Origin of the sequence: Devosia ginsengisoli, assembly GCF_024707105.1 — a bacterium.
Lineage (GTDB): Bacteria > Pseudomonadota > Alphaproteobacteria > Rhizobiales > Devosiaceae > Devosia > Devosia ginsengisoli_A.
On sequence record NZ_JANQAJ010000006.1, the window covers coordinates 622,333 to 648,220 of the forward strand.

Below are 25,888 nucleotides of genomic sequence, written 5' to 3' on the forward strand. Positions count from 1 at the left end.
GCGCTCGCCGGGCCCTCATAGTCAACGACAGCGTTAAGACTTGATTAACATGGCAATTTTACGAAATTGCGACGCAGTTTTTCAGGCGGCGCCACTCAGCAGGCCGCTGGTCCTGACGCCATCGAAAACGAACTGCACGGCCAGGGCCGCCAGCAGAATGCCAACCATGCGCGACACCACGGCAAGGCCCGTGACGCCGAGCAGGCGCTGAATGGGAATAGCGACCAGCAAGGTCAGCCAGGCCAGGAACAGGATCACCACGACGGCCACCAGAACGGCCCAGAATTCGAGGTCGGTCTGAGTGCCCGTGGTCAAAAGGATGACGGCGCTGATGGCGCCGGGCCCGGCCAGCAGCGGCATGGCCAGCGGGAAAACGGCGATATCGTCGCGCTGGCGGGCCTCGACCTCTTCCTCGTCGGTCGTGCCGGTGCCGCCCGAATGGCGGGCGAAGACCATGTCGATGGCGATCAGAAACAGCAGCAATCCGCCCGCGGTGCGCAAAGCCGGGATAGTGATGCCGAAGACTTCGAGGATCGGATTGCCCAGCACGCCGAACAGCAGCAGGATCACCCCCGCGATGATGACGCCGCGCGTGGCGAAGACGAAGCGCTGCCTGGCCGTGTTGTGCTTGGTGAGCGCCGCGAAAATGAAAGCGATATCAGCCACACCCACCGTGGCGAACAGGGTCGCGAAAGCGACGAGAAATGTGGTGGTGGGCATGGGCTAGACCGCAAGCCAGCCGGTCGGCAGGTTGAGCGCCAATGCAATACGGGCTGCAGTATCGCGCGACAACAGGACTTGCCCGCTTTCGACCTGCATCAGATGGTCCAGCGGTAGTGTGCTTGCCTCGGCCAGCTCATGTTGGTTCAAACCGCGCCATTCCCGGAAGGCTCTGACCCGGCCCTTGCCCTGCAGGATCGCCGCGGTGATATCGGCGGGCAATATCTCCTCAGGCGAGGCCGCTGCCAATGCCGCAGTATAGGCAGCGACGTCGGCTCCGTCTTCAAATGCCTCCTCGCTTGCAGCAACGAGGGCCTCGTATTCGGCGCGCGGCATGACAACCATTTCTTCCCCGGCCGGCGTGGTGATGGTTTGGATACCCATGTTTTCTCCCTAACGATAGGTCGTCGTCTCGCGCTTACCGACCTGGATCACGAGAATGGTTTGCCGATCCTCAGCAAACAGCACACGATATCGGCCAATCCGCAGTCGGTATCCCGATTGCCCTTGCAAGGCCTTTATATCACCGACGCCACGGGTTGCGTAAAGGTCCAGTCCAGATGCTATCTGTTGCTGCGCCGCCGTTGGAAGTGCATCAAACATTTTAGCAGCGCCAGCGGTCATAACGATTGTCTTCAACGACCCCCTCCGGCTCAGCTGATCGCTATGTTTAGAGCATCCTTGCGCCCGCTGCCAGGCCGGCCAGCAGCAGCAAGGCCAGCACGTCGATCCAGCCGCGCGAGCGGGTGAGCCAGGTGGGGTGGGGTCGATCGGTGGGCAGAAAGCGCAGCAGCCAGATCGCGCCATAGAGTACCCAGACGGCAAAGAACGCGACCATGAGCAGGTCGGCCCAGCCCGAGCGATTGAAGCCGACCATGATGCGGGTCACGCCGGCGCCGGCCAGGATGGAGAGCAGGTAGACGGCCAGCACGATGCCGGATTTCTGCCAATAGGCGGCCGTCAGGCGTGGATCGACCGGCAGGTTCCGGCGCCAGCGGCGGAACAGGAACCAGCCAACCGCGCCGAGGATCGCCGTGACCAGCAGATACATCAGGCGCGGCGCTTTTCGATGGCGTCCCAGATCATCACGGCAATGTCAGGCCCGCCGAAGCGCTTGATCTCGCGGATGCCGGTGGGCGAGGTCACGTTGATCTCGGTGAGATAATCGCCGATGACGTCGATGCCGACGAAGATCATGTCGCGCTCTTTCAGCGCGGGCGCGATCGTGGCGCAGATTTCCTTCTCGCGCTCGGTCAGCGGCGACAGTTCCGGGCGGCCGCCGACATGCATGTTGCTCCGCGCCTCGCCTTCGGCGGGGATGCGGTTGAGGCCGGCCACCGGCTCGCCGTCGATAATGATGATGCGTTTGTCGCCCTTCCGCACATCCGGGAGATATTTCTGGATCATGAAGGGTTCGCGGTAGTTGTTCTCGAACAGTTCGAGCAGGCTCACCAGATTGTGGTCGCCCTCCTGGATGAAGAACACGCCGGCCCCGCCATTGCCGTAGAGCGGCTTGACGATGATGTTGCCGTGTTCCTTGCGGAAATCATGGATCATCGCCCGGTCGCGCGTCACCAGGGTCGGGGGCATCAGTTCGGGGAATTCGGTGACGAGGATTTTTTCCGGCGCGTTGCGCACGGCGGCGGGCGGATTGACCACCAGGGTTTTCGGATGCAGGCGCTCGAGCAGATGGGTGAGCGTGATATAGTTCATGTCGAAGGGCGGATCCTGGCGCATATGGATCACGTCTTGCGTCGACAGATCGACCCGGCGTTCTTCGCCCAGCGTGAAATGCTCGCCCTTGGGCTTGTCGAACACCTCGATGGGCGCGGCTAGCGCCGAGACGACATTGCCGCGCAGGGCCAGCGTATCGGGCGTATAATGCAGCAATTGGTGGCCGCGCGCCTGGGCTTCCAGCATCATGGCGAAGGTGGAATCGCCGCGCGGATTGATCGTGGCGACATGGTCCATCTGGACCGCGACTTTGAGTTTTTTGGCCATTTAGGTCTCAGGAGGAAGCGTCGAAGGCGTTGATGACATGGCGCGGCCATCGGCCGGGTGCAAGGAAAATTACGTCGAAGCGGAGGTTCGTGCCCGCCTTGGCGGGATGGCGCGCCAGCCAATATTGCGCGGCGCGGGTGATGCGGGAGCGGTTGACCGCCTCCAGCGCCTCCATTTCGCGGGCGGCCACGCTGCGCGCCTTGACCTCGATGAAAACCGTGGTGCCGAAGCGCTCGGCGATGAGATCGATCTCGCCGACTGGGGTTTTGCAGCGGCGCTGGACGATGCGGTAGAGCTTGAGGCGTAAGAACCAGGCGGCCAGCGCCTCGCCGCGATGGCCGCCGAGATAAGCCTCTACGCGGGCTTTACTTTTCGGCTTTGAGGGCGAGGGCGGCATCATAGACCTCCTTGCGCTTGAGCCCGAATTTTGTGGTCACTTCGTCGACTGCAGCCCGCAGGGGTTGGTCTTCCATCGCGGCAGTCAGCGCCGCCTGCCAATCGGCGGCATCGGGCGCGGTGGGGGCGTCGGCGCCGGCCACGACGATGACCGCTTCGCCCTTGGTTTCGGCCCCCGCGAATTCGGCGGCGAGTTCGGGCAGCGTGCCGCGATGGACCCGCTCGAAGCGTTTGGTGAGTTCCAAAGCCACTGCGGCCTGCCGCTCACCCCAGAGCTCGGCCATGGCGGCCAGCGTATCGTCCAGCCGACGCGGGCTTTCGTAGAAGACCATGGTTTCACGTGAATCGCTCAGTGCCTTCAAGGCATTGCCGCGGGCGCCGGATTTGGGCGGCAGGAAGCCGTGAAAGGCGAAGGCGTCGGTGGGCAGGCCCGCGACAACCAGAGCGGAAAGCAAGGCGGAAGCGCCGGGAATGGGGAAGACCGGCTGGTTTGCCTCGGCCATGGCGCGAATCAGCGGGAAGCCGGGGTCTGATAGCAGCGGGGTGCCGGCATCGGAGATGAGCGCGATGGCCTGGCCGGCGGCGACGCGGGCGACGATGTCGTCGGCCTTGGCGCGCTCATTGTGTTCGTGCAGCGCCACGCGGCGGGCCTTGATGCCATAGTGATCGAGCAGGCGGGCCGACATTCTTGTGTCTTCACAAAGGATTACCGAGGCGGCGGCCAGGGTTTCGAGGGCGCGGATGGTGATATCGCGCAGGTTGCCGATCGGGGTGGCGACGACGTAAAGGCCGGGCGAAAGCGGGGGCGCGGTGAAGGCGGAGCCAGCGATGAAATAGCCTTGCGTGGGGACGGTCATGCTTTCACGGGGTTGAGAATTGGTTAGCACTTTGCTGCCAATTGTTAACAGACTGCTAGCGTTGAGAGGCCCGACATGCGGAAGCTCGGGAAAGTCATAGCACGGGGGTTGGGCGCGGTGGGCGTCTTTGCGCTCGCCGCCTGTTCGCCCATCCAGATCGGCTCGCGCGTGCTCGACTTCGGTGGGGATGCGCCCGCCCAACCCATTCCCGGCCAGACCGGCATGATGCCATCAGGCCCATCCCAGAGCATTGGCCGCGGGCCGGTGCAGGTGGCGCTGCTGCTGCCGTTGACCGGTGATCCGGGACTGGCGCAGGTGGGGCAGTCACTGGCCAATGCCAGCCGGCTGGCCATGAACTTTATCGAGGCCAATCCCAATATCGCCGAGAATATCACCATCAGCCTGCGCGATACCGGCAGCACTGTGGCCGGGGCGACGGCGGCGGCCAATGCGGCTTTGGCCGGCGGGGCCAAGCTGATCCTGGGGCCGCTCAAGGCCGACGCGGTAACAGCGGTGGGCGCGGTGGCGCGCTCAAGCGGCGTGCCGGTCATAGGCTTTTCCAACAATCCGACGGCGGCGAGCCCGGGCGTGTACCTGCTGAGCGTTCTGCCCGACATGGAGATGAAGCGCTCGCTCAACTGGGTCAAGCAACAGGGCAGGCGCGGCATTGCCGGGGTGTTCCCTTCCACCGATTTCGGGCAGGCGCAGCAGACCGCGTTCCGCCAGCAGGCCGTGATCGCGGGCTTTGCGCCATCGGCGGTCTATACATTCTCCAATGTCAGCGAGGCCCGGCAGATCATCGACCAGGCGCTGCCGCAAATCCAGAAGGGCATGATCGATACGCTTTACCTGCCCGACCGCACGACGGCGCCGAGCTTCGGCGCGCTGCTGGCGCAGGCGGGCATCACCAATGAAATGGTGCAGATCGTCGGCTCGGCCGACTGGGAGGGCGACCCGGCCATTGCCGGCGCGACCCAGCTCAGCGGCGCCATCTATCCCGCGGTCGATCCGGCCGGCATGACGGCGATCCGGGCCGATTACCAGCGGCAGTTCGGCGGTCAGCCGCATGCTTTGGCGACCATTGCCTATACGGCTGTGATCCTGGCCAATGTGAACACGCTCTCCATGGCGACGCCGCCCTATAATCCGGTGCTGATGACATCAGCGCAGGGCTTTAATGGCCGCGACGGGGTATTCCGCTTCCTCGGCAATGGAAGGGCGGAATATGCGCTGGCGATCAAGAGAATCGCACCGGGCGGCGCGCAGATAGTGGAGGGGGCGGGGCTTTAGGTCCTCGCCGCGCGGACGTAAGGTGGGCGCAAAGGAGCCTGCCCATGACGATCTGGATCTGCAAGACCTGTGGGGCGCAGCATGCGCCGAGCGCCAATCCGCCGGACCATTGCGCCATCTGTGACGACGAGCGGCAATATGTCGGCGCCGGTGGACAGGAATGGATCGACCGCGATTCCATCACCGCCAGCCATGCCAATGACTGGCGCGAGATCGAGCCGGGGCTTGCGGGTATTGGCCTGACGCCGACGATCGGCATTGGCCAGCGGGCTTTGCTGGTGCAGACGCCTGACGGCAATGTGTTGTGGGACTGCGTGCCCATGGTCGATGGCAAGACCGTCGACCGGATCAGGGCGCTGGGCGGACTCACGGCCATCACCTTCTCGCATCCGCATTTCTATACCGGCATGGTGGAATGGAGCGAGGCCCTCGGCGGCGTGCCGATCAAGCTGCCCGAGGCGGACCTGGACAATGTGATGCGGCCGAGTTCGCGGATCGAGCCGTGGAGCGGGGATGTGCTGGAGGTGCTGCCCGGCGTCACCGTGCATCGGCTGGGTGGGCATTTTACCGGCAGCAGCGTGCTGGAATGGACGGCGGGTGCCGGCGGCAAGGGGGCGATCCTGGTCGGCGATACGATCCAGGTGGCGCCCGACCCGAACTGGGTCAGCTTCATGCGCTCCTATCCCAACATGATCCCGCTGCCGGCGCGCGAGGTGCGGCGCATTGCCGACCGGGCGGCGGCTTTGCGCTTCGACCGCATCTATGGCGGCTGGTGGGACCGGGTGGTGCAGGCAAACGGCAAGGATGTCGTGGCGCGGTCGGCAGCGCGATATATTCGGGCGTTGGAGTAGGGGGCTCTTTCCAGAGTGTTCCCAAGCTTCTCTGGCTCCCCGTCACCCCACCCTCAATCCCTCCCCATCAAGGGGAGGGAGGCGCCAGCGTTGAGGCCGGTGTTCATCGTCTCCCTCCCCCTTGTGGGGAGGGATTAAGGGTGGGGGTGTCGGGCCCGCCACGACTTCGGTGCCAGATGAAGCCTCGACACCCCCCTCCCCAGCTTTGCCAAGGCCCTGCGGCCAGGCGGCGCTACCCTCCCCTCAAGGGGGAGGGTGAGTAGGAGCCGAGACATCAGGTTTGAGGTTAAGCCGCCAAATCCGCGACTACGGCATCGAGCACCGGGAAACCTTTGTCGGTGACGCGGAGGTTGCCGTTGGGCAGGCTTTCGACGAAGCCGTAGCCCTTGAGGGCTTCGATCTGGGTCTTGGAAATCTGGCGGCCGGAAATGGCGGTGAAGCGGGCGGGGGAGATACCTTCTTTGAGGCGTAGGCCCATGACGAGGAATTCATCGCCCTGCTCTTCCCAGGTGAGGACATCGTCCACCACCATGCCGTGGCCTGACGCCTTGACCTTCTTCTGCCAGTCGAAGGGCATCTTTTCGGCGGCGGTGGCGTGGCGCTGGTTGTTGATCATGAGCCGGCCATGGGCGCCGGGACCGATGCCGGCATATTCGCCATAGCGCCAATAGAGCATGTTGTGCCGCGACTCCTGGCCGGGACGGGCATGATTGGAAATCTCGTAGGCGGGCAGGCCGGCCGCCGATGTCAGCTCCTGCGTGATTTCGTAGAAATCGGCCGCCAGGTCTTCGTTGGGCATCTTGAGCTTGCCGGCCTGGTGCAGGTCGAAATAGCGCGTGCCCTGCTCGATGGTGAGCTGGTAGAGGCTGATATGGCCCTGGGCGAGCCAGAGGCCTTCCTTGAGCTCGTCTTCCCAATCTTCCAGCGTCTGTTTCGGACGGGCATAGATCAGGTCGAAGCTGGAGCGCTCGAAGACCGATTGCGCGATGCGCACGGCGGCGATGGCTTCATCCACCGTATGGCGGCGGCCCAGTTCGGCCAGCGGACCTTCGCGCAAAGATTGCACGCCGAGCGAGACGCGGTTGACGCCAGCGGCGCGATAGCCCTTGAAGCGGTCGACCTCGACGCTGGTCGGATTGGCTTCCAGCGTGATTTCGGCATTGCGATCCATCGTCCAGTGTTTGGCGATGGCGTCCAGAATCCGTCCGGTCGATTGCGGGTTCATCAGCGACGGGGTGCCGCCACCGAAAAACACCGACTGCACGACGCGGCCCGGCGCCAGTTCGGCAGCCGTGGCGATTTCGCGCTCATAGGCGGCGACATAGTCGATCTCGTCGAAGGGGCCGCGATGGACGTGGGAATTGAAGTCGCAATAAGGGCATTTGGACGCGCAGAACGGCCAATGCACGTAAACCCCGAACATGTCATTCGGGTTAGCGCTCAATCTGACCCTCCACGAATTTGGCGAAGGACCGGGCGCGGTGGCTCAGGCCCTGCTGGCCGGGGGACCAGGAATGCTTCATTTCCGGCGGCATCTGGCCGAAGGTGATGTCGTAGCCATCGGGCATGAACATGGGATCGTAGCCATGGCCGCGTTCGCCACGCGGCGGCCAGACCAAAGTACCGGGGCAGACGCCGTGATAGATGACGTCGCGCCCATCAGGATGGGCGAGGCAGAGCGTGGCGTTGAACGCGGCGCGGCGGCGCGAGGGCTCGGTGGCATTGGCTGCCTGCAGCGCATCTTCCACACGCTTCATGGCGCGGTTGAAATCGCGCGGCACGCCGGCCCAGTCGGCGGTATAGACGCCGGGATCGCCATTGAGCGCATCGACGCAGAGGCCGGAATCGTCCGACAGCGCCAGCATGCCGGAGGCATGGGCGGCGGCATGGGCCTTGAGGCGGGCATTCTCGGCAAAGGTGGTGCCGGTTTCCTCGGGCTCGGGCAGGCCGAGCTCGCCGGCCGAGACCAGTTCGAGGCCAAAGGGCTCGAACAGCTCCTGGAATTCCTTCAGCTTGCCGGCATTGTGGGTGGCCAGGACGAGGCGGTCACCTTCGCGGAGACGGGGGATGCTCATCTGCTTCCCTCCAGCGCGCGGCGAATATCTTGCCAGATGACACAGTCGTTCGGCGAAAAGGCCCCCTCATCCGCCCTTCGTGCACCTTCTCCCGCGAGGGGAGAAGGGGACACCGCGTGTACGGAAGCCACAGAACCACCCTTCTCCCCTCGCGGGAGAAGGTGGCGCGTAGCGCCGGATGAGGGGTTTTCTTGCCGAAAAACATCATGCTTCCAGCGCCGCCTGTTGCATCAGGGTCAGTTCGCCGATGCCGGATTCGGCCAGGGCCATGAGGCTGTTCAATTCTTCGCGCGAAAACGGGACCTGCTCGGCGGTGCCCTGGATTTCGACGAACTTGCCCGAGCCGGTCATGACGAAATTGGCGTCGGTATGGGCTTCGACATCTTCGAGATAGTCGAGATCGAGCACCGGGGCGCCGCGATAGATGCCGCAGGAGACGGCGGCGACCGAATCGCGCAGGGCCTTGCCCTTGGTCAGCTTGCGCTCGTCCATCCACTTGATCGCATCGGCCAGGGCCACATAGGCCCCCGATATCGAGGCGGTACGGGTGCCGCCATCGGCTTCGAGCACATCGCAATCCACGGTGATCTGGTTTTCGCCCAGAAGCTGCATATCGACCACGGCGCGGAGCGAGCGGCCGATGAGGCGCTGGATTTCCTGGGTGCGGCCGGATTGCTTGCCGGCCGTGGCTTCGCGGCGGGTGCGCGAGCCGGTGGCGCGGGGCAGCATGCCATATTCGGCGGTAACCCAGCCCTGGCCCTTGCCGCGCAGCCAGCCGGGCAGGCTGGTTTCGACCGAGGCGGTGACCAGCACCTTGGTATTGCCGAAGCTGACGAGGCAGGAGCCCTCCGCCTTCTGGGCGACATTGCGCTCAAACGTCACGGGACGCATCTGGTTGGGCTCACGTCCGGAAGGGCGCATCGGGTATCCGTCAGAAATTGCAGTTAACCGCCTCTTAACCCTAGCCGGGCCGGCTCACAAGCCGCGGGTGCTTGGCTGATGGCTGCAATGCGCTTAAATGAGGTTGCACGGTTAAAGCGGACGATTTTATCGAACTCCCCATGGTCAGACCGCCGGAAGACTTCCTGAGCGTGCTCAATGCGCGCAGCCAGGACATTTTCAAGAAGATCGTCGAGCGGTATCTGGACACCGGATCGCCGGTGGGATCGCGTGACCTTTCCCGCATGCTGCAGGTGGGGCTGTCGCCCGCCTCGGTGCGCAATGTGATGGCCGATCTCGAGGATCTCGGGCTGATCGCCGCGCCCCATACCTCGGCCGGGCGGGCGCCGACGCAGGAGGGGTTGCGGTTTTTCGTCGATGCCATGCTGGAAGTGGGCGCCGTCAACGAGAGCGAGCGCAGCCAGATCGCCCAGAGCATCGAGGGGCAGCATCGCGGGCAGGTGGAGGATGTTCTCATAGAGGCCAGCCAGTTGCTGAGCGGGCTGAGCCAGGGCGCGGGCGTGGTCATCGCCAGCAAGGCCGATATCATTTTGCGGCATATCGAATTCGTGCGGCTGGACGCCACGCGGGCCATGGCCATCCTGGTGGGGCAGGACGGGCAGGTGGAAAACCGCATCATGGACATTCCGCCCGGCCTCACCGCCTCTGATCTGACCCAGGCGGGCAATTACCTGGCCCATCACGTGGTCGGCCGCACCATTGCCGAGGCGCGCAAGGCGCTGGCTGCGCTGCGGGCCGAGCAGCGGGCCGAACTGGACGAATTGACGCAGAAGCTGGTGGATGCCGGCATTGCCACGCTGGCGCAGGCTTCTCCGGCCAGCCAGCCGACGGTGATCGTGCGCGGAAGGGCCAACCTCATCAACGACGCCATGGCGAGCGACGACCTGCTGCGCATGCGGCAACTGTTTGACGCGCTGGAAAGCAAGGATGGATTGCTGGACCTGCTCGGCGACGCGGAGAAAGCCGAGGGGAGTGCGCATCTTCATCGGCTCGGAAAACAAGCTGTTTTCGCTGTCGGGGTCTTCGGTGATCCTCAGCCCCTACAAGGATGCCAATGACAAGGTAGTGGGCGTGCTGGGGGTGATCGGGCCGACGCGGCTCAACTATGCGCGCATCGTGCCTGTCGTGGATTATACCGCCAATGTGATCAGCGCGATGATGGCGCGGAAGCGGCCCTAAGTCGCGTCAGGCTTGAAATGCGTGCCGCTTTGGCCGATATCCGGCACAAATCTCAAAACTTGCGGAACAGAACAATGATGAGCGACGAGAACGCCGCCCCGGACGAAAACCCTGAAGTCGAAAACCCGGCCGAGCCGGAGATCGATCCCGTTGAGGCGCTGCGGGCCGAAAATGCCGAACTCAAGGATCGCGTGCTGCGGACCATCGCGGAGATGGAAAACCTGCGCAAGCGCACCGAGCGCGATGTCAACGATACGCGCAGCTACGCCATTTCCGGCTTTGCCCGCGACATGCTGAGCGCCACCGATGCGCTGAGCCGCGCATTGGTCATGCTGCCGGCGGAGGCGCGCGAAAACGGCGACGCCACGACCAAGAGCCTGATCGAGGGTATCGAACTGGCCGAGCGCGAAATGCAGCGCCTGCTGGCCAAGCATGGCGTGACGCCGATCGAGGCCGAGGGGCAGAAATTCGATCCGCACAAGCACCAGGCCATGTTCGAAGTGCCCGATCCGAGCAAGCCGGAAGGTACGGTAGTGCAGGTGGTGCAGGCCGGGTTCGCCATCGGCGACCGGGTTTTGCGCCCGGCCATGGTCGGTGTTGCCAAGGGCGGCCCGAGCCAGGCGCCGGTCGATGAGGCCGTGGACAAGAGCGCGTAAGGCTTTCTGGCCTGCCATTCGGCCATAGGCGGCGGCCTCGAAGTTTCACGTGAATCCCCGCGCGAGCGGGGATTTTTCGTTTGGGGAATATTGGGCCACGCCCTCGTGGTTCGAGGCGCTAAAGAAGCGCACCTCACCATGAGGGCTACTGAAATACCGCGCTACAAGTAGCCTCATGGTGAGGCGGGAGCGCAGCGACCCTCGAACCACGAGGGCGTAGCACGGAGCTACCCCAATATGTCCGTGCTCATCACCCGCTCCACGCCAGCTTCCGCCATATCGGCCCAAGCCTTGGCGAGGCTCCCGGCATTGTCGATGGCGCGCGTCGCGTCTTCGATGACGGTCACGTCGAAGCCACCGGCGGCGCCGTCTATGGCGGTCCAGCCGACGCAGAAGTCGGTGGCGAGGCCCACGATATAAAGCCGGTCGACATCGCGTTCGTTCAGATAGCCGGCCAGGCCGGTCAGGGTTTCGCGGTCGGCTTCCTGGAAGCCGGAATAGGAATCGATAAGGCGGTTATAGCCCTTGCGGATGATGAGCTGGCCGTGGGGGATGTCGAGATCATCGGAGAGTTCGGCGCCGCGGGTGTTCCACATGCAGTGATCGGGCCAGAGGACCTGGCTGCCATACGGCAGGTCCACGGTCTCGAACGGGGTCTTGCCGGGATGCTGGCTGGCGAAGGAGATGTGGTCCGCCGGGTGCCAGTCCTGGGTCAGGACGACATTGGTGAAGCGTCTGGCCAGCGTATTGATTAGCGGCACGATTTCGTCGCCGCCGGATACGGCGAGACTCCCGCCGGGCAGGAAATCGTATTGCATGTCGACGACGACCAGCACATCGGTCGGCCTGATTTCGATGGTCATGCTCACTCCTTTACCCATTCGGCGCGGATGAGGCCGCGTACGGAATTGCCCAGCCAGATTGCCTCGGCGGCTTCGAGATCGGCAAGGGTCAGGATCTGCTCTTCAGCCTTGCCCGTAGCGATGAGCTCGGCGCGCAGCGTGCCAGGGAGGAGGCCGGAGGACAAAGGTGGGGTGAGCAGTTTGCCGTCACGTTCGATGAAGAGATTGGTGATCGAGCCTTCGGTAAGTTCGCCGCGCTCATTGAGGAAGAGGACTTCGTCCACGCCACGGGCGGCATGGGCCTGCTGGCGGGGAGTGTCGTAGAAAGCGCGATTGGTGGTCTTGTGCATGAGCCAGAGGCTTTGCGAATCCAGCCTTTCCGGGGCGATGGAAAAGCGGAAGACCGGCGGATTGGGCGGCAGCGGAACGGCGGTGATGGCCGGGCCTGATGCATCGAGCGTCAAGCGGACGCGCATGGTGTCGGCGGGGAAGGATTGCGATTCCAGCAGGGCACCAATCGCCGCGCGATCAAAGGGCAAGGTGAAATAGGCTGATGAAGCCGCCATGCGATCGAGGTGCCGGTCGAGCAGGGAATAGCCGCCCGTCCGCTCCCAGAGCAGGGTTTCGATCAGGGTGACCGGTTCGGCCGGGGTGGTGAAGAAAGCCATCTTGAGCAGAGCCTCGCGATATTCGTCGGCGGCAACGCTGTCGGCGACGATGCCGCCGCCAATGCCGATTTCGCCATTGCCTTCATTGTCGATGACAGCGGTGCGGATGGCGACATTGAGGGTCAGATCGCCGTCGGGGGCGAAATGGCCGATGGAGCCGGTATAGACGCCACGCGGGCCGACTTCGACCTGGTGGATAATTTCCATGGCGCGCAGCTTGGGCGCGCCGGTGATGGAGCCGCAGGGGAAGAGATTGGCCAGCAGATCTGACGTGGTGATGCCAGGGCGGCGCTTGGCCGATATGCCCGAGGTCATGGTGTGGAGCGTCGAATAGGTTTCTACCGTGAAGAGGTCGGTGACCCTGACCGAGCCGATGTCGGCGACGCGGCCGAGATCGTTGCGCAGCAGATCGACGATCATCAGGTTCTCGGCGCGGTTCTTTTCGTCGCTGGCCAGGGCGGCGCGACCGGCCTCGTCCTCAGCCAGGGTGCGGCCGCGCTTCAGCGTGCCCTTCATCGGGCGGGCGGCGAGCCTGCCGGCGCGGCTGGACACGAAGAGTTCGGGCGAGCGGGACAGTATCCACTGGCTGCCGGTATTGACCAGCGCGCCATAGGCGACGGGCTGCTTGCGCACCAAGTCGCGATAAAGCGCCAGCGGGTCGCCTTCGAGGCGGAAGCCGGCCTTGAAGGTGAGATTGACCTGATAGGTGTCGCCGGCTGAGATCAACGCCTTAACCGTGTCGAAGGCCCGGCCATAGGTGGCTTCATCCATGCGGGGGGCGATATCGAGCGCCACGCCGGTGCCGGCGCCGGCTAGGCGGGTTTCCACCTCGGCGGCGGTCAGACGTTCGGGCGCGTGGTAGAGGCCGAGCCAGAGCAGGGGCGTCGGGCCGGGCGGGGGCAGGAATGGGGCCAGCCGCTCCTCGAAGAGGAAGCCCAGTTCATAGGCAAGGAAGCCGGCGGCATGGAGGCCGGCTGCATTCGCAGCTTCGAGCCGGCGCAGGGCGGCGTAGGCCCCTTCCGCGTCATGGACGACGAGGATATCGCGCGGCTCGGTGAACAACAGATTCTCCCCCGATGGGGCGAGCGTATCGTGCAGCAGGACTGAGCCGGGGGCGAACATGCCTGCGCTTCTAGAGCATTTCGGGGTCGGGGTGGAACAGGGAAGTGATGGCGCACTGCCTCAACCCGCCCCCATGAACAGGGGTTGGAGGGTAATTCGCCCGGAGGCAAATTTCGCCGGTCGGCCGCGGGATGCAAGGCCGGTCATCTGGGGACGCAGTCATGAAGACGATCATCAGGGGTGGCGCTGCCGCATTGGTGCTGCTGGGCAGCGCCTTGCCCGTGGCAGCCGAGGACATCTATTTCACGCTCTACAACGAGAGCAACCGCTCGCTGCACTATTTCTATGCCAGCCCGTCGGCCTCGACGCGCTGGGGGCCGGACCTGCTGCGCGGCGGCCATACCTTGCGGGCCGGCTACAACGGCACGGTCACCATCGCCGATGGTTCGACCGAGTGCTATTACGACTTCAAGTTCATCATGGCCGACCGCAGCGAGACGGTCGTGAATGACATCAATATCTGCGACCTGGGCAGCTACACGATCTACGACTGAGCAGCCTGCCGGCGGTCTGGCCGCACATCGGCAGCAAGGGGCACCGTTCCGGCCGGAGCGGTGCCGCTGCTTTTGGCGCAGGGAAGCGCTTGAAGCGACCGGGCCACCCCCCTATATAGCCAGCAAGCCCAGCAATGGGCGCATTCCAGTTGCAAGGAACCCGGCCGTGATGGCCACGGGGCTGCCTCGCGAGAGGGGTTCCACCATGGGTTTGCTGAAAGAGAGGCTAGAGTAATGGCTAAAGTCATCGGTATCGACCTGGGTACCACCAATAGCTGCGTCGCCGTCATGGATGGCGCCAATCCCAAGGTTATTGAAAACGCGGAAGGGGCGCGTACCACCCCCTCGATGGTCGCCTTTTCCAAGGATGGCGAACGTCTCGTCGGCCAGCCGGCCAAGCGCCAGGCGGTCACCAATCCGGAAAACACGCTGTTTGCCGTCAAGCGCCTGATCGGCCGTCGTTTCGACGACCAGGTCGTGGCCAAGGACAAGGACCTCGTCCCCTTCAAGATCGTCAAGGCCGACAATGGCGACGCCTGGGTCGAAGCGTCGGGCGACAAGTATTCGCCGAGCCAGGTCTCGGCCATGATCCTGCAGAAGATGAAGGAAACCGCCGAAAGCTATCTCGGCGAGACCGTCACGCAGGCCGTCATCACGGTTCCGGCCTATTTCAACGATTCCCAGCGCCAGGCCACCAAGGATGCGGGCAAGATTGCCGGCCTTGAAGTGCTGCGCATCATCAACGAGCCGACGGCGGCCGCGCTCGCCTATGGCCTCGACAAGAAGAATACCGGCACGATCGCGGTCTATGACCTGGGTGGCGGCACGTTCGATATCTCGATCCTCGAAATCGGCGATGGCGTGTTCGAGGTGAAGTCGACCAATGGCGACACCTTCCTGGGTGGCGAAGACTTCGACATGCGCCTGGTCGATTACCTGGCCGACGAGTTCAAGAAGGAGCAGGGCATCGACCTGCGCTCCGACAAGCTCGCGCTGCAGCGCCTCAAGGAAGCTGCGGAAAAGGCCAAGATCGAGCTCTCGAGCGCGACGCAGACCGAAATCAACCTGCCCTTCATCACCGCCGACGCCTCTGGCCCCAAGCACCTGACGCTCAAGCTCAGCCGCTCCAAGCTCGAAACGCTGGTGGATGACCTGATCAACCGCACCATCGAGCCCTGCAAGCAGGCGATGAAGGATGCCGGCGTGTCAGCCAGCCAGATCGACGAAGTCGTGCTGGTGGGCGGCATGAGCCGCATGCCCAAGGTGCAGGAAGCGGTTAAGCAGCTGTTCGGCAAGGAGCCGCACAAGGGCGTGAACCCGGACGAAGTCGTGGCGCTGGGCGCGGCCATCCAGGCCGGCGTGCTGCAGGGCGATGTCAAGGACGTGCTGCTGCTCGACGTGACCCCGCTGTCGCTGGGCATCGAGACGCTGGGTGGCGTGTTCACCCGCCTGATCGATCGCAACACGACGATCCCAACCAAGAAGAGCCAGACCTTCTCGACCGCCGAGGACAGCCAGAGTGCCGTGACCATCCGCGTGTTCCAGGGCGAACGCGAAATGGCCGCCAACAACAAGCTGCTGGGCAATTTCGACCTGACCGGCATTCCGCCCGCCCCGCGCGGCGTGCCGCAGATCGAAGTAACCTTCGACATCGACGCCAATGGCATCGTGCAGGTTTCGGCCAAGGACAAGGGCACCGGCAAGGAGCAGCAGATCCGCATCCAGGCCAGCGGTGGCCTGTCGGACGCCGACATCGAGAAGATGGTCCAGGAAGCCGAGCAGAATGCCGAGGCCGACAAGAAGAAGCGCGAAGCCGTCGAAGCCAAGAACCAGGGCGAAAGCCTGATCCACTCGACCGAAAAGTCGCTGGGTGAATATGGCGACAAGGTCACGGCCGAGGACAAGGCCGCCATCGAGACGGCCATTGCCGACCTCAAGGGCGTGCTCGAAAGCGACGATGGCGACGCCATCAAGGAAAAAGACCGACGCGCTGGCCCAGGCCTCGATGAAGCTGGGCGAGGCCATGTACAAGGCCAGCCAGGCGGAAGCCGAAGCCAAGGCCAATGGCACCAGCGACGAGGAAGATGACGACGTGGTCGATGCCGACTTCGAAGAGGTCAAGGACGACGACGACGACAAGAAGTCGGCCTAAAACTTCTTCCAGGCAGATTGCAGGGGTCCGGCGCGCGCCGGGCCCCTTTTCGTTGTCGGCATGAGGGGCATGGATTAGGATCGGCCACCGCGACAACAACGCCACGGCCCAGCTTTGACCGACACGCCCCCGCCGCCCCCATCCAGGCGCCGCATCGTCACCAGCTTCCTGGGGGGCGATCGCACCCCGATGTGGTTCACGCTGATCATGCTGCTGGCCGGCGCAGCCGGCACCTATTTCCTCGCTCCGCAGGTCAACGCCCAGTTCGAGGCGCAGAAGCTGCGCACCGATTTCGTAGTGCGCAACTACAACGACCTCCGCGTCAAGATGGAGGATTTCCAGGGCCTCTATTCGGTGGTGGCGCAGAAGCTGGTGACCGGGGAACCGGTGCAGGACGAGGTGCTGCGCCTGCAGGAACTGGTGGCGCGGGTCGGTGCGCAGAACCTGGCGCTGCTGCCCATGTTCACCGCGGAAGCCGGGCCCAGGGCGACGGCCGAGGTCAATGCGGCGATGAATGGCATGATCAACGTGATTTTCGCCAATGCCGGCAAAGTCATCGAGACCGACGAGCAGGTGGCGGCCTATCAGGCCGAGGTGATGGCGGCGACCAATGCATTGGTGGTGCCGCTGCTCGAACTCTATGTGCGCATCGGCGAAGTGGGGCGGCTCAACCCGACCGAAAAGAATGCCCAGCTCACGCCGGACGGCTGAGCTTCCCGTCCATCAGGAATGCTCCGCCCATCGCGGGCACCCCGCGATCCGGCCCTGGGATGGCATCGGACGAGCTATTCATTCGCTATTTGCTGCCCGATGGCTTAGGGTGACGAATGAACATTCCAGACCCCAAGACCTTCACCGACCCTGAAAAACTGCGCAAGCTCATGGCCAATGCCGTGCGGCTTGGCTATGACGACCTGGCTTTCGGCTGCCAGCTCCGTATTGCCGAACTGGCCGGCGCCGAGCACGAAGCGGGCGTCGAGCGCGCCTTCTGGACCAGCCTGGTGGCTGCCGAGGAATTCCGCACCGCCGAGAATGGCCGCGCCACCAAGCTCATCAAGGTCCGCGCGAAACACAAGAAGTTCGGCGCGGTGCGCGTGCTGTCCGAACAGGTGATGACGCCGGACCTATCCGACGGTTTCGACAAGCTGGTGGCCCATGGCCGCGGCGACCTGACGGGCGAGGCGATCGTGGTCGGCCACGAGGACGAATTCAGCATCGACGCCGTCAATGCCGCGCGCAAGAAGCTGATGGACCATGGCGTGGCGATGACCGCGACTGTTGCCGCCTGAGCTTGCTGCAAAGGGCCATGGCTCCATGCCGCTGACTCCTGCCATTCGACCGCAGGTTTCATGGCCTTCTCGCCTAAAAACGCTCCGCTGGAGCGTTTTTTGTCCAAAGGGCCGACGAGAAGTTTCACGTGAATCCGTCTTTCGGCCCTGGAGCGATCCGGGGCCTTTTTGTCGGGCGCCGCAAAATGGGCCCAATCGCGCCCAACTCCCTCCCGGTTTTGGCTGTCCAAGGAGCTTTCACGAAAGCGCGAGGCCTCGCCATGTCCGATCCACATAGCCATGAGCCGTCCCACGACCGGAAGGACGATTCCATCGGCCGCATTGCCGAGCTGATCGGCGGTGATCCGATGCAGCGGCTCGATGCCGATATGAAGCATGTGCTGGACCGGCTGACCGAAATGGGCGCCCGGCCGCTGGAACTGCTGTCGCCCGACGTGGCGCGGCGCCAGCCACGACCCGCCGAGGCGATCAGCGCCATTCTGGGCCGGCAGGGGCGCGAGCGGCCGGACGATGGCGTCGAGGCGGAAGATATCGTCCTTGACGGGGCCGAGGGGGACCTGCCGGGGCGGATCTATCGCCCGCTGGGCCTGTTGAGCCGGCTCAATCCCATGGTGCTTTACTTCCATGGCGGCGGATTCGTCACCGGCGATCTCGACAGCCATGATGCGTCCGCCCGGGCCATTGCCCGGCGCACCGGGGCCATCGTGGTGTCGGTGGCCTACCGGCTGGCGCCTGAGCACCCGTTTCCCGCCGCCCATGACGATGCCTGGGCGGCCTGGAACTGGCTGAACCAGCAGGCCAAGACGCTGGCCGGCGACAAGAAGCGGCTGGCCCTGGCGGGCGAGGATGCCGGGGCGAACCTGGCCGCCCATGTGGCTCTGCGGGCGCGAGCCGGGCGCGGCGCGCAGCCGGTGCATCAGGTGCTGATCCACCCGATTGCCGGCAATGACATGACCACCGCCTCCTATGGCGAAACGCTGCGGGCACGCCCGATCGGGCTGCCGGCCATGCGCTGGCGCTTCCGGCAGGTGTTTGCCGACGAGGCCGAATCGGCCGATGCCCGCATCAATCTCGTCGCGCACGAGGACTGGGCCGGCGTGGCGCCGGCAACCATCGTGCTGGCGGGGATCGATCCGCTGCGCTCGGAGGGCGAGGCGCTGGCCGAGATGCTGGAGCAGGCTGGCGTCGCGGTCAATTGCTGGACCTATGAGGGCGTGGTGCAGGGTTTTTCGGGCTCGGCCTCGTCGTCACCAAGGCGCTGTTCGCGCAATCGGACACGGCCGACGCGCTGGGCAAGGCCTTTGCGCCGGCCCGGCACAGCTAGTCCTCCGAATCAGCATTGTTGAAGCCGGCGGTCTGTCTTGCTAAGGAGCGGACCAGTGGTTTTGCCTATAGCGGCCCCAGACCCCCTTGCGGGGCGAGGGGTCGATTGCCATCTAGGGGCTAGGATTTTGGCGGGGCGCGTCTGTCGCGACCGGCCGTATCGGAGAACGGGTTTTTGTCCAAACGGGATTTCTACGAGGTGCTCGGCGTTCAGAAGGGCGCCGACGACGCGGCGCTGAAGAGCGCCTATCGCAAGCTGGCCATGCAGCACCATCCGGACCGCAACCCCGGCAATGCCGAGGCGGAAGCCCGGTTCAAGGAAATCAACGAGGCCTATGACACGCTCAAGGACGGCCAGAAGCGGGCCGCCTATGACCGGTTCGGCCATGCCGCCTTCGAGAATGGCGGCGGCCGCGGGGGACCGGGCGGCTTCGGGCCGGAATTCACCTCGTCCATGTCGGATATCTTCGACGATATTTTCGGCGACTTCATGGGCGGCGGTCGCGGGCGCGGCGGTGGGGGCGGCGCGGCCAAGCTCCGCGGCAGCGACCTGCGCTACAATCTGGAAATCAGCCTCGAAGAGAGCTTCGAGGGCCGCACGGTCGAAATCGACGTGCCGACGCTGGTGGGCTGCACCACCTGCGACGGTTCGGGCGCCAAGCCGGGCACCGGCACCCATACCTGCCGGCAGTGCAACGGCCATGGCAAGGTGCGCGCGGCGCAGGGGTTCTTTACCATCGAACGCACCTGCCCGGTCTGCCAGGGCCGTGGCCAGATGATGGACCAGCCCTGCACCGATTGCGGTGGCCAGGGCCGCCGGCAGGAAAACCGCAAGCTCAGCGTCGATATCCCCAAGGGCATCGAGGACGGCACGCGCATCCGCCTCGCCAATGAGGGCGAGGCCGGCTTGCGCGGCGGCCCGCCGGGCGATCTCTATATCTTCATCTCCATCCGCCCGCATGACCTGTTCCAGCGCGATGCCGCCGACCTTTATGCGCGGGTGCCCATCGCCATGACCACGGCGGCCCTGGGCGGGGAATTCGAAGTGCCGACGCTCGATGGCGCAAGGGCCAAGGTCAAGGTCGCCGCCGGCACCCAGCCGGGCCAGCGCGTGCGGCTCAAGGGCAAGGGCATGCCGGTTTTGCGCAGCAAGGATGTCGGCGATCTCTATGTACAGCTCGACATCGAGACGCCGCAGGCGCTGAGCCGGCGGCAGCGCGAATTGCTGGAAGAATTCGCCAAGCTGGAGACCGAGGAAAACAGCCCGACCTCGGGCGGGTTCTTCACCAAGCTCAAGAAAATGTTCGAGGCCTGACGTGTCCCAACCTGGCGAGGAGGCGGGCGGTTCGATCGAGATCGCCTTGGCGTTCGACGACGCCTTCTGGGCGCCGACCTATGCCACGATGCGCTCGATCTGCCTGACGACGCCCCATCCCGAGCGGTTGCGCTTCCACCTGCTGCACCGCACGCTGACGCCGGAGCACCAGGCGGCAATCGCCAGCATCGGGCACGACTATGGGGCGCGGCTCGATTTCATCGATATCGATGCGCGCGGCATCCTGACCGATCGCATCGCGAACTTCCCCCGCATCAAGCTGCGGCGGCTCAACCCCATCGTCTATGCCCGGCTTTTCCTGGGCGACCTGCTCGATCCCGATATCGCGCGGGTGCTCTATCTCGACAGCGATATCTTCGTGCGGACGGCGCTCGATCCGCTCTATGGCATGGACATGCAGGGCCATGCCATTGCCGCCGTGCTGCAGCCCGACCGCATGCATGTCATTGCCGGCAAGGACCTGCGCGCCCGCAATGCCTTTTCCATGGCGCAGCCCTATTTCAATGCCGGGGTCATGCTGATCGACATGGCGCAATATCGCCAGATGGACTTTGCCGCGGCGCTGGCGCGGCTGCCGGCCGCGGAACTCGCCCTGTTCTACTACGATCAGGACATGATCAATTTCTGCTTCCGGGGGCGCATATTGGAGGTCGATCCGCGCTGGAACCTGCAGAATGCCGAACCGGCGCATGAAGTGTTCAACCCCGCCATCGTGCATTATTCGGCCAATCCCAAGCCGTGGTTCGCCTGGTCGCGGGTGGCCTTCAAGCGCACCTATCGGCACCTGATGACCAACGAATATTACTACCTGTATCGCCGCGAACGGATGGTGCGGATGGTCAGGACCTGGCTCAAGCTGGCCTGAGCGCCGAGGACCAGCGGTGCGCTGGCTCGCGGCCGCGACTGGCTGCAAGCGTCTGCGGGCAGGCTCCGGCGAGGCCGGGGTATTGCCGCCATTCCGTCAATGTCCTAGCAACGACGAACGGGGCCGCGCCGCACGCGATGGCCGGCAATACAGGACATGCCATGACGACCGCCCTCACGCTTTCCGGCTCCATCCGCCAGGGCTCGCGCAACCGGATGCTGCAGGACCATATGGGGCGCAAGCTCGTCGCGGCGGGTGTCACGGTCAATGCCATCAGCCTGGCCGATTTCGACATGCCGATCTTCAACGAAGACCTGGAGCCCGACCAGGTGCCCGAGGCCGCCGGACGGTTGGCCGAGCTGTGGCGGAGCCATGACGCGGTCTTCATCGCCACGCCCGAATATAATGGCGGATTGCCGCCGCTGCTGGTCAATATGCTGGCCTGGCTGAGCCGGCAGAAGCCCAGCCCCTTCCGCCACCCCGTCATCGGCATTGGCGGGGTGAGCTCGGGCAAATACGGAACGATCTGGGCGCTGAGCCACCTGCGCGACAGCCTGTCCAAGGTGGGCGGGCTGGTGGCGCCGGGCCTGCTGGGCATCGGGCCGGACGAGGATGTGTTCGACGAGAATGGCGATTTCGTCGAACCGGCCATTATCCGCAAGGTGGACCAGTTGGTGCATGATCTCATCCATATCAGGCGGGGCTGACATGAAGGCGCTTTACCTCACCCATCCGCAGGTGGTGATCGACCCCAATGTGCCGACGCCGCGCTGGGGGCTCAATGCAAAAGGCCTGGCGCGGGCGCGGGCCTTTGCCGCAAGCGGCGTGGTGCCCGATGCGGCGATGATCTTTTCCAGCGACGAGACCAAGGCGACGGATCTGGCCGGGGCCATAGCGGCGGCCATCGGCGCAGAAGTGATCGTCGACCCCGCCATGGGCGAGAATGACCGCAGCAGCACCGGCTTCCTGGCGCCCGAGCAATTCGAGGCGACGGCCGACCGCTTCTTTGCCGAGCCGGGGCAGAGCATCGAGGGCTGGGAGACGGCCAGCGATGCACAGGCGCGCATCGTCACGGCGGTGCGTCGGGCGCTGGACAATGTTCTGGCCGGCAGGCCCGCGGTCTTCTGCGGACATGGGGCGGTGGGGACCTTGCTCAAATGTTTCGTGGGCAGCCGCGTGATTGCCCGCGACGAAGACCAACGCCGCATGGCCGATCCGGGCGGCGGCAATGCCTTTGTCTTCGATCTCGAGGCCATGGAATTGCACAGCGACTGGATGCCCATGGAGGCTCTGGCGCCGGGCTGGTTCGACTAGTGCTTCAAAAGACCTCATGGTGAGCCTGTCGAACCACGAGGTCGAGCGAGTGGAGGCTTGGTGCCACGACCTCGTCCTTCGACAAGCTCAGGATGAGGTCTACTGGATATGCCGGAGCTTGCCGCAACTTGCGAAGCGGCGGTTTTTGCTCTAACGCAGGTCCAATAGCGACATCGGAGGAAGACTCAATGGCAGGCCAATTGATCGTGGCCCTCGACGTTTCGTCACGCGGACGCGCCGAGGAAATCGTGTCGCTACTGGGGAACGCAGTCGATTTCTACAAGATCGGCTACCAGTGCTTCTATGGCGCAGACGGCTTCGCGCTGGGCAAGGACCTGCTCAAGGCGGGCAAGAAAGTCTTCTTCGATCTCAAGCTCCTCGATATCGACAATACGGTCGAAAAGGGCGTGGCGGCGATTGCCGAGAGCGGCGCGACCATGCTGACCGTGCATGCCTATCCGCAATGCATGCGGGCGGCCGTGCGTGGCGCCGCCGGCTCCGACCTCTGCGTGCTGGGCGTATCGGTGCTGACCTCGATGGACGATGCCGACGTGGCCGAAGCCGGCTTTGCCCGCGACACGGCGGGGCTGGTGGCCCTGCGGGCGCAGCAGGCGCGCGATGCGGGCATTGGCGGGCTGGTGGCCTCGGCGCATGAAGCCGAAATGGTGCGCACCATCATCGGGCCGAAAATGGCCATCGTCACCCCCGGCATTCGGCCGGCCGGCTCGGCCATGGGCGACCAGAAGCGCGCCATGACCCCCGGCGATGCGCTGGCCGCCGGCGCGACGCATCTGGTGGTCGGACGCCCGGTGATTGCCGCCGCTGATCCCGCCGCGGCGGCGCGGGCTATCCTGGCCGACATGAATACCGGCCTGCGCGTGGCGTGATGCGGCTTTCCGCCTGTATCGAAATGCTGTTCGTCCCCGAAACGGACGATTTTGCGCAGCGTATCCGTCTCGCCAAGGCCGAAGGCTTCGAATTTGTCGAATTCTGGCTGTGGTCCAGCAAGAATCTCGACGCCATCAAAGGCGCCCTCGACGAGACCGGTGTGAAGCTGGCCGGCATCGTGGCCGAGCCCTTTGCCGAACTGACGCGCGAAACCGACCATGACCGGTTCCTCGCCGGGCTCGAAAAGAGTCGCGATGTGGCCATAAGGCTGGGTGCGCCGGTGCTGATCTGCCAATCGGGACCGCTGCTTGATGGCGTGGACCGTGCGCGCCAGCATGATGCGCTGGTGACGGCCATGGCGCGTTCGGCCGAGGTGCTGGCCGGCTCGGGCGTGAAGCTGGGGCTGGAGCCGCTCAACGATCGCGTCGATCACCCCGGCTATTACCTCACCAGCAGTGCCGAGGGCTTCGATATCGTCGACAAGGTCGACCGGCCGGAAATCGGCATTACCTACGATCTCTACCATTCCATGGTGATGGGCGAGGACCCCGAAGTGGTGGCCGCCGGACGGCTCAACCGCATCGTGCATGTGCATGTCGCCGACCATCCGGGGCGTAACCAGCCGGGGAGCGGATATCTGCCGCTCAAGCCGAAGCTCGATTGGCTGTTGGGGCAGGGGTATGCCGGCGCCGTGGGGCTGGAGTTCAAGCCGACGGGGACGACGGCGGATGCGCTGCGGCAGATGCGGGGGAGCTTGGGGCTCCGCTAGCCTCGGCGTTCTTGGCTCCACCCCACCCTCTATCCCTCCCCATCAAGGGGAGGGAGGCGCCAGATCGATCTTTCAAGGATCATCTCGGATATTTTCCCGACCACCGGCCGGGCTTCCCCTCCCCCTTGTGGGGAGGGAATGAGGGTGGGGATACTCACACGAGCAGGCGCTGGGGTTTACCCCACCAACCCATGTTCTGCCGTCAGGTCCTGCAGATCCAACTGCGGCCGTGCGCCGATATGGGAGATGACTTCGCTGGCAGCCAGGCATCCCGTCTTGAGCGCCGATTCCAGCGTCTGCCCCCGCGCTATACCGAGCAAAAACCCCGAGGCGAAGAGGTCGCCGGCGCCGGTGGCGTCGACCACCTTGTCGACGGGAAAGGCGGGGACCGAGGTCACTTCGCCATTATAGATGGCCATGGCGCCATCGGCGCCCATGGTGATGGCGGCCAGTTCGGTATCCTTAGCCACTTGGCGCACCGCTTCGCCCAGATCGTCGGTCTCGTAGAGTGATTTCAGCTCATGCACATTGGCGAAGACATAATCGATGGTCTTGGAGCGCATCAGGTCGAGGAATTCGGCGCGGTAGCGATCGACGCAGAAGGGGTCGCTGAGGGTGAAGGCGGCGGCGCGCTCGTTCTTGTGGGCATAGTGCGCAGCCAGCACGAAGGCCTTCTTGGCCTCCACCGGGTCCCACAGGAAGCCTTCCATATAGGTGATGGCGGCGGCGCCGATCTCGTCGGGCTTGATATCCTGTTCGGTGAGCTGGTGGCAGGCGCCGAGATAGGTGTTCATGGTGCGCTCGCCATCTTCACTGAGGAAGATCATCGAGCGGGCGGTGAGGGCGCCATTCTTGAGGCGGGAGGTGGCGTAATGCACGCCGATGGCGTCGAGATCGCTTTCGAACACGTCGCCCAGCGGATCGTCTGCCACCTTGCCGACAAAGGCGGCGCGGCCGCCCAGGGAGGCGACGCCCGCCGCGGTATTGGCGGCGCTGCCGCCCGAAATCTGCTGCCGGCCCAGCGGCATCTTGCCATAGAGGTCCTCGGCCCGATCGGTATCGATCAGGTGCATGATGCCCTCTTTCATGCCTTCGGCTTCGATGAAGCCCTTTTCCACCGGGGCAATGATATCGACAATGGCATTGCCGATGGTGAGGACGTCGAAGCGGGTCTGGGTCATCAGGAGGTTCCGGCGCGAGAAAAGCCGTCAGCCGGTTTAGAGCATGAGGGAAAGCTCGGCAACCTAGTGCCGCTCAATGATGTCGCTGATCAGCGCCTCGATATCCTCACCGGCCTGCAGGGCGATCTGGCCGTCCAGCAACAGCACGGCGAGGCCATGCACCCGTGCCCAGGCGGCCAAAGCCGTCACGCGGCTGGCGCGGGTATCGCCGCTGCCACCGACATGGCGGAGCGTGGCAAAGGCGGCATCGGCGGCCATGCGCAGGCCGGGGCGGTTGTCGCGCTTGAGCTGGGGCGAAAACATCAGCCGGAACAGGGCGGCATTGCGAAGGGCAAAAAGCACATAGGTCTTGCCCATGACCGAGAGCATGTCGGGCGGATTGGCTTCGGCCACATCCTCCATGGCGCGGGTGAAGCGCTGATAGCCGGTGACGGCCAAGGCTTCGAGCAAAGCGGCGCGGTTGTCGAAATGGCGATAGGGCGCCGCCGGGGACACGCCCACCGCCCGCGCCAGGTCGCGCAGGCCGAGCCCGGCCTCGCCGTCGCGTTCGAGAATGACCAAAGCCGCCTCGAGCAGGGCATTGCGCAGGTCGCCATGGTGATAGGGGGCGTTTGGAAGAGATGTTGACATTGCTTACTTCTGGGCGGATATATGTAAGCA

General features: G+C 64.5%; 27 protein-coding genes and 2 pseudogenes. 15 read left to right on the forward strand and 14 right to left on the reverse strand.

What is annotated here, in order from left to right; all coding sequences use genetic code 11:
* Positions 1 to 81 precede the first annotated feature (81 nt).
* The 7 genes from NVV79_RS06805 to rsmI are packed head-to-tail and all read right to left on the reverse strand — an operon-like array spanning position 82 to position 3,974.
* On the reverse strand, positions 82 to 720 hold the full coding sequence (locus tag NVV79_RS06805) for a MarC family protein (RefSeq protein WP_303987461.1): 639 nt from the start codon (positions 718 to 720) through the stop codon (positions 82 to 84).
* A 3-nt stretch (positions 721 to 723) separates the two neighbouring features.
* Positions 724 to 1,104, reverse strand: coding sequence for a helix-turn-helix domain-containing protein (locus NVV79_RS06810; protein WP_303987463.1), 381 nt, complete (start codon positions 1,102 to 1,104; stop codon positions 724 to 726).
* A 9-nt stretch (positions 1,105 to 1,113) separates the two neighbouring features.
* The gene (locus NVV79_RS06815; RefSeq protein WP_303987465.1) at positions 1,114 to 1,359 is read right to left on the reverse strand and encodes a type II toxin-antitoxin system RelE/ParE family toxin; all 246 of its coding nucleotides are present in this window, start codon (positions 1,357 to 1,359) and stop codon (positions 1,114 to 1,116) included.
* Positions 1,360 to 1,390: 31 nt separating this feature from the next.
* Positions 1,391 to 1,771 (reverse strand): hypothetical protein, encoded by a 381-nt coding sequence (locus NVV79_RS06820; protein WP_303987467.1) that lies wholly within the window; start codon positions 1,769 to 1,771, stop codon positions 1,391 to 1,393.
* Positions 1,771 to 2,721, reverse strand: coding sequence for a glutathione synthase (gene gshB, locus NVV79_RS06825; RefSeq protein WP_303987469.1), 951 nt, complete (start codon positions 2,719 to 2,721; stop codon positions 1,771 to 1,773). Before gshB ends, NVV79_RS06820 begins: the two co-directional genes overlap by 1 nt.
* 7 nt (positions 2,722 to 2,728) lie before the next feature.
* Positions 2,729 to 3,118 (reverse strand): YraN family protein, encoded by a 390-nt coding sequence (locus tag NVV79_RS06830; RefSeq protein WP_303987471.1) that lies wholly within the window; start codon positions 3,116 to 3,118, stop codon positions 2,729 to 2,731.
* A complete protein-coding gene (rsmI, locus tag NVV79_RS06835; protein WP_303987472.1) occupies positions 3,087 to 3,974 on the reverse strand; it encodes a 16S rRNA (cytidine(1402)-2'-O)-methyltransferase in 888 nt (295 codons plus the stop codon). The genes NVV79_RS06830 and rsmI overlap by 32 nt, the downstream gene beginning before the upstream one ends.
* Before the next feature lie 75 nt (positions 3,975 to 4,049).
* Between rsmI and NVV79_RS06840 the strand changes: the two genes are divergently transcribed.
* Entirely contained in the window at positions 4,050 to 5,264 is a 1,215-nt protein-coding gene (locus NVV79_RS06840; RefSeq protein WP_303987474.1) for a penicillin-binding protein activator, read from the forward strand.
* Between the two features lie 44 nt (positions 5,265 to 5,308).
* Entirely contained in the window at positions 5,309 to 6,115 is an 807-nt protein-coding gene (locus NVV79_RS06845) for an MBL fold metallo-hydrolase (protein WP_303987476.1), read from the forward strand.
* A gap of 286 nt (positions 6,116 to 6,401) precedes the next feature.
* Here the strand turns inward: NVV79_RS06845 and hemW are convergent, their stop codons facing one another.
* The 3 genes from hemW to rph form a co-directional block, all read right to left on the reverse strand.
* Complete coding sequence (gene hemW / locus NVV79_RS06850) at positions 6,402 to 7,538, reverse strand: radical SAM family heme chaperone HemW (RefSeq protein ID WP_303988346.1); 1,137 nt, start codon at positions 7,536 to 7,538, stop codon at positions 6,402 to 6,404.
* Positions 7,539 to 7,548: 10 nt separating this feature from the next.
* Complete coding sequence (locus NVV79_RS06855; protein ID WP_303987478.1) at positions 7,549 to 8,190, reverse strand: non-canonical purine NTP pyrophosphatase; 642 nt, start codon at positions 8,188 to 8,190, stop codon at positions 7,549 to 7,551.
* A 204-nt stretch (positions 8,191 to 8,394) separates the two neighbouring features.
* On the reverse strand, positions 8,395 to 9,111 hold the full coding sequence (rph, locus tag NVV79_RS06860; RefSeq protein ID WP_303987480.1) for a ribonuclease PH: 717 nt from the start codon (positions 9,109 to 9,111) through the stop codon (positions 8,395 to 8,397).
* Positions 9,112 to 9,251: 140 nt separating this feature from the next.
* Between rph and hrcA the strand changes: the two are divergent.
* A pseudogene (hrcA, locus tag NVV79_RS06865) lies at positions 9,252 to 10,329 on the forward strand (heat-inducible transcriptional repressor HrcA).
* Positions 10,330 to 10,406: 77 nt separating this feature from the next.
* Positions 10,407 to 10,985, forward strand: coding sequence for a nucleotide exchange factor GrpE (gene grpE / locus NVV79_RS06870; RefSeq protein ID WP_303987482.1), 579 nt, complete (start codon positions 10,407 to 10,409; stop codon positions 10,983 to 10,985).
* Positions 10,986 to 11,212: 227 nt separating this feature from the next.
* Here the strand turns inward: grpE and pncA are convergent, their stop codons facing one another.
* Together pncA and pabB are read right to left on the reverse strand one after the other, a co-directional pair.
* Positions 11,213 to 11,848 carry a bifunctional nicotinamidase/pyrazinamidase gene (gene pncA / locus NVV79_RS06875; protein WP_303987484.1) on the reverse strand — a complete coding sequence of 212 codons (636 nt, stop codon included), beginning with the start codon at positions 11,846 to 11,848 and terminating at the stop codon, positions 11,213 to 11,215.
* A 2-nt stretch (positions 11,849 to 11,850) separates the two neighbouring features.
* Positions 11,851 to 13,617, reverse strand: a complete 1,767-nt coding sequence (pabB, locus tag NVV79_RS06880; RefSeq protein ID WP_303987486.1) for an aminodeoxychorismate synthase component I — start codon at positions 13,615 to 13,617, stop codon at positions 11,851 to 11,853.
* A 161-nt stretch (positions 13,618 to 13,778) separates the two neighbouring features.
* Here pabB and NVV79_RS06885 point away from each other — a divergent pair, with 161 nt between their 5' ends.
* From NVV79_RS06885 to NVV79_RS06935, 11 genes and pseudogenes are all read left to right on the forward strand, one after another.
* Entirely contained in the window at positions 13,779 to 14,111 is a 333-nt protein-coding gene (locus tag NVV79_RS06885) for a hypothetical protein (RefSeq protein WP_303987488.1), read from the forward strand.
* A 234-nt stretch (positions 14,112 to 14,345) separates the two neighbouring features.
* Positions 14,346 to 16,263 (forward strand): annotated as a pseudogene (gene dnaK, locus NVV79_RS06890) (molecular chaperone DnaK).
* A gap of 114 nt (positions 16,264 to 16,377) precedes the next feature.
* Entirely contained in the window at positions 16,378 to 16,974 is a 597-nt protein-coding gene (locus tag NVV79_RS06895) for a hypothetical protein (RefSeq protein WP_303987489.1), read from the forward strand.
* Positions 16,975 to 17,090: 116 nt separating this feature from the next.
* A complete protein-coding gene (locus NVV79_RS06900; protein WP_303987491.1) occupies positions 17,091 to 17,552 on the forward strand; it encodes a hypothetical protein in 462 nt (153 codons plus the stop codon).
* A gap of 260 nt (positions 17,553 to 17,812) precedes the next feature.
* Positions 17,813 to 18,898 carry an alpha/beta hydrolase gene (locus NVV79_RS06905; protein WP_303987493.1) on the forward strand — a complete coding sequence of 362 codons (1,086 nt, stop codon included), beginning with the start codon at positions 17,813 to 17,815 and terminating at the stop codon, positions 18,896 to 18,898.
* 152 nt (positions 18,899 to 19,050) lie between these two features.
* On the forward strand, positions 19,051 to 20,190 hold the full coding sequence (gene dnaJ / locus NVV79_RS06910) for a molecular chaperone DnaJ (protein ID WP_303987495.1): 1,140 nt from the start codon (positions 19,051 to 19,053) through the stop codon (positions 20,188 to 20,190).
* 1 nt (position 20,191) lies between these two features.
* Entirely contained in the window at positions 20,192 to 21,076 is an 885-nt protein-coding gene (locus NVV79_RS06915) for a glycosyltransferase family 8 protein (protein WP_303987496.1), read from the forward strand.
* Positions 21,077 to 21,237: 161 nt separating this feature from the next.
* Positions 21,238 to 21,783, forward strand: coding sequence for an NADPH-dependent FMN reductase (locus tag NVV79_RS06920; protein WP_303987498.1), 546 nt, complete (start codon positions 21,238 to 21,240; stop codon positions 21,781 to 21,783).
* Position 21,784: 1 nt separating this feature from the next.
* Positions 21,785 to 22,390: a histidine phosphatase family protein gene (locus NVV79_RS06925; protein ID WP_303987500.1), complete on the forward strand. Its 606-nt coding sequence runs from the start codon at positions 21,785 to 21,787 to the stop codon at positions 22,388 to 22,390.
* 188 nt (positions 22,391 to 22,578) lie between these two features.
* Positions 22,579 to 23,277 carry an orotidine-5'-phosphate decarboxylase gene (gene pyrF, locus NVV79_RS06930; RefSeq protein WP_303987502.1) on the forward strand — a complete coding sequence of 233 codons (699 nt, stop codon included), beginning with the start codon at positions 22,579 to 22,581 and terminating at the stop codon, positions 23,275 to 23,277.
* On the forward strand, positions 23,274 to 24,047 hold the full coding sequence (locus NVV79_RS06935; RefSeq protein WP_303987504.1) for a TIM barrel protein: 774 nt from the start codon (positions 23,274 to 23,276) through the stop codon (positions 24,045 to 24,047). The genes pyrF and NVV79_RS06935 overlap by 4 nt, the downstream gene beginning before the upstream one ends.
* 176 nt (positions 24,048 to 24,223) lie before the next feature.
* Here NVV79_RS06935 and NVV79_RS06940 read toward each other — a convergent pair whose 3' ends face one another.
* A complete protein-coding gene (locus NVV79_RS06940) occupies positions 24,224 to 25,228 on the reverse strand; it encodes an adenosine kinase (protein ID WP_303987506.1) in 1,005 nt (334 codons plus the stop codon).
* A gap of 63 nt (positions 25,229 to 25,291) precedes the next feature.
* Positions 25,292 to 25,858 (reverse strand): TetR/AcrR family transcriptional regulator, encoded by a 567-nt coding sequence (locus NVV79_RS06945; protein ID WP_146291012.1) that lies wholly within the window; start codon positions 25,856 to 25,858, stop codon positions 25,292 to 25,294.
* Positions 25,859 to 25,888 lie beyond the last annotated feature (30 nt).

Coding starts and splice junctions, on each gene's coding strand:
- hemW (WP_303988346.1), bottom strand. CDS start 7,538: ATGTTCGGGGTTTACGTGCATTGGCCGTTCTGCGCGTCCAAATGCCCT.
- NVV79_RS06925 (WP_303987500.1), top strand. CDS start 21,785: ATGAAGGCGCTTTACCTCACCCATCCGCAGGTGGTGATCGACCCCAAT.
- NVV79_RS06900 (WP_303987491.1), top strand. CDS start 17,091: ATGAACATTCCAGACCCCAAGACCTTCACCGACCCTGAAAAACTGCGC.
- NVV79_RS06845 (WP_303987476.1), top strand. CDS start 5,309: ATGACGATCTGGATCTGCAAGACCTGTGGGGCGCAGCATGCGCCGAGC.
- NVV79_RS06905 (WP_303987493.1), top strand. CDS start 17,813: ATGTCCGATCCACATAGCCATGAGCCGTCCCACGACCGGAAGGACGAT.
- pabB (WP_303987486.1), bottom strand. CDS start 13,617: ATGTTCGCCCCCGGCTCAGTCCTGCTGCACGATACGCTCGCCCCATCG.
- NVV79_RS06810 (WP_303987463.1), bottom strand. CDS start 1,104: ATGGGTATCCAAACCATCACCACGCCGGCCGGGGAAGAAATGGTTGTC.
- NVV79_RS06840 (WP_303987474.1), top strand. CDS start 4,050: ATGCGGAAGCTCGGGAAAGTCATAGCACGGGGGTTGGGCGCGGTGGGC.
- NVV79_RS06940 (WP_303987506.1), bottom strand. CDS start 25,228: ATGACCCAGACCCGCTTCGACGTCCTCACCATCGGCAATGCCATTGTC.
- NVV79_RS06920 (WP_303987498.1), top strand. CDS start 21,238: ATGACGACCGCCCTCACGCTTTCCGGCTCCATCCGCCAGGGCTCGCGC.
- pyrF (WP_303987502.1), top strand. CDS start 22,579: ATGGCAGGCCAATTGATCGTGGCCCTCGACGTTTCGTCACGCGGACGC.
- NVV79_RS06855 (WP_303987478.1), bottom strand. CDS start 8,190: ATGAGCATCCCCCGTCTCCGCGAAGGTGACCGCCTCGTCCTGGCCACC.
- NVV79_RS06805 (WP_303987461.1), bottom strand. CDS start 720: ATGCCCACCACCACATTTCTCGTCGCTTTCGCGACCCTGTTCGCCACG.
- gshB (WP_303987469.1), bottom strand. CDS start 2,721: ATGGCCAAAAAACTCAAAGTCGCGGTCCAGATGGACCATGTCGCCACG.
- rsmI (WP_303987472.1), bottom strand. CDS start 3,974: ATGACCGTCCCCACGCAAGGCTATTTCATCGCTGGCTCCGCCTTCACC.
- NVV79_RS06885 (WP_303987488.1), top strand. CDS start 13,779: ATGAAGACGATCATCAGGGGTGGCGCTGCCGCATTGGTGCTGCTGGGC.
- rph (WP_303987480.1), bottom strand. CDS start 9,111: ATGCGCCCTTCCGGACGTGAGCCCAACCAGATGCGTCCCGTGACGTTT.
- grpE (WP_303987482.1), top strand. CDS start 10,407: ATGAGCGACGAGAACGCCGCCCCGGACGAAAACCCTGAAGTCGAAAAC.
- pncA (WP_303987484.1), bottom strand. CDS start 11,848: ATGACCATCGAAATCAGGCCGACCGATGTGCTGGTCGTCGTCGACATG.
- NVV79_RS06945 (WP_146291012.1), bottom strand. CDS start 25,858: ATGTCAACATCTCTTCCAAACGCCCCCTATCACCATGGCGACCTGCGC.
- NVV79_RS06830 (WP_303987471.1), bottom strand. CDS start 3,118: ATGCCGCCCTCGCCCTCAAAGCCGAAAAGTAAAGCCCGCGTAGAGGCT.
- NVV79_RS06820 (WP_303987467.1), bottom strand. CDS start 1,771: ATGTATCTGCTGGTCACGGCGATCCTCGGCGCGGTTGGCTGGTTCCTG.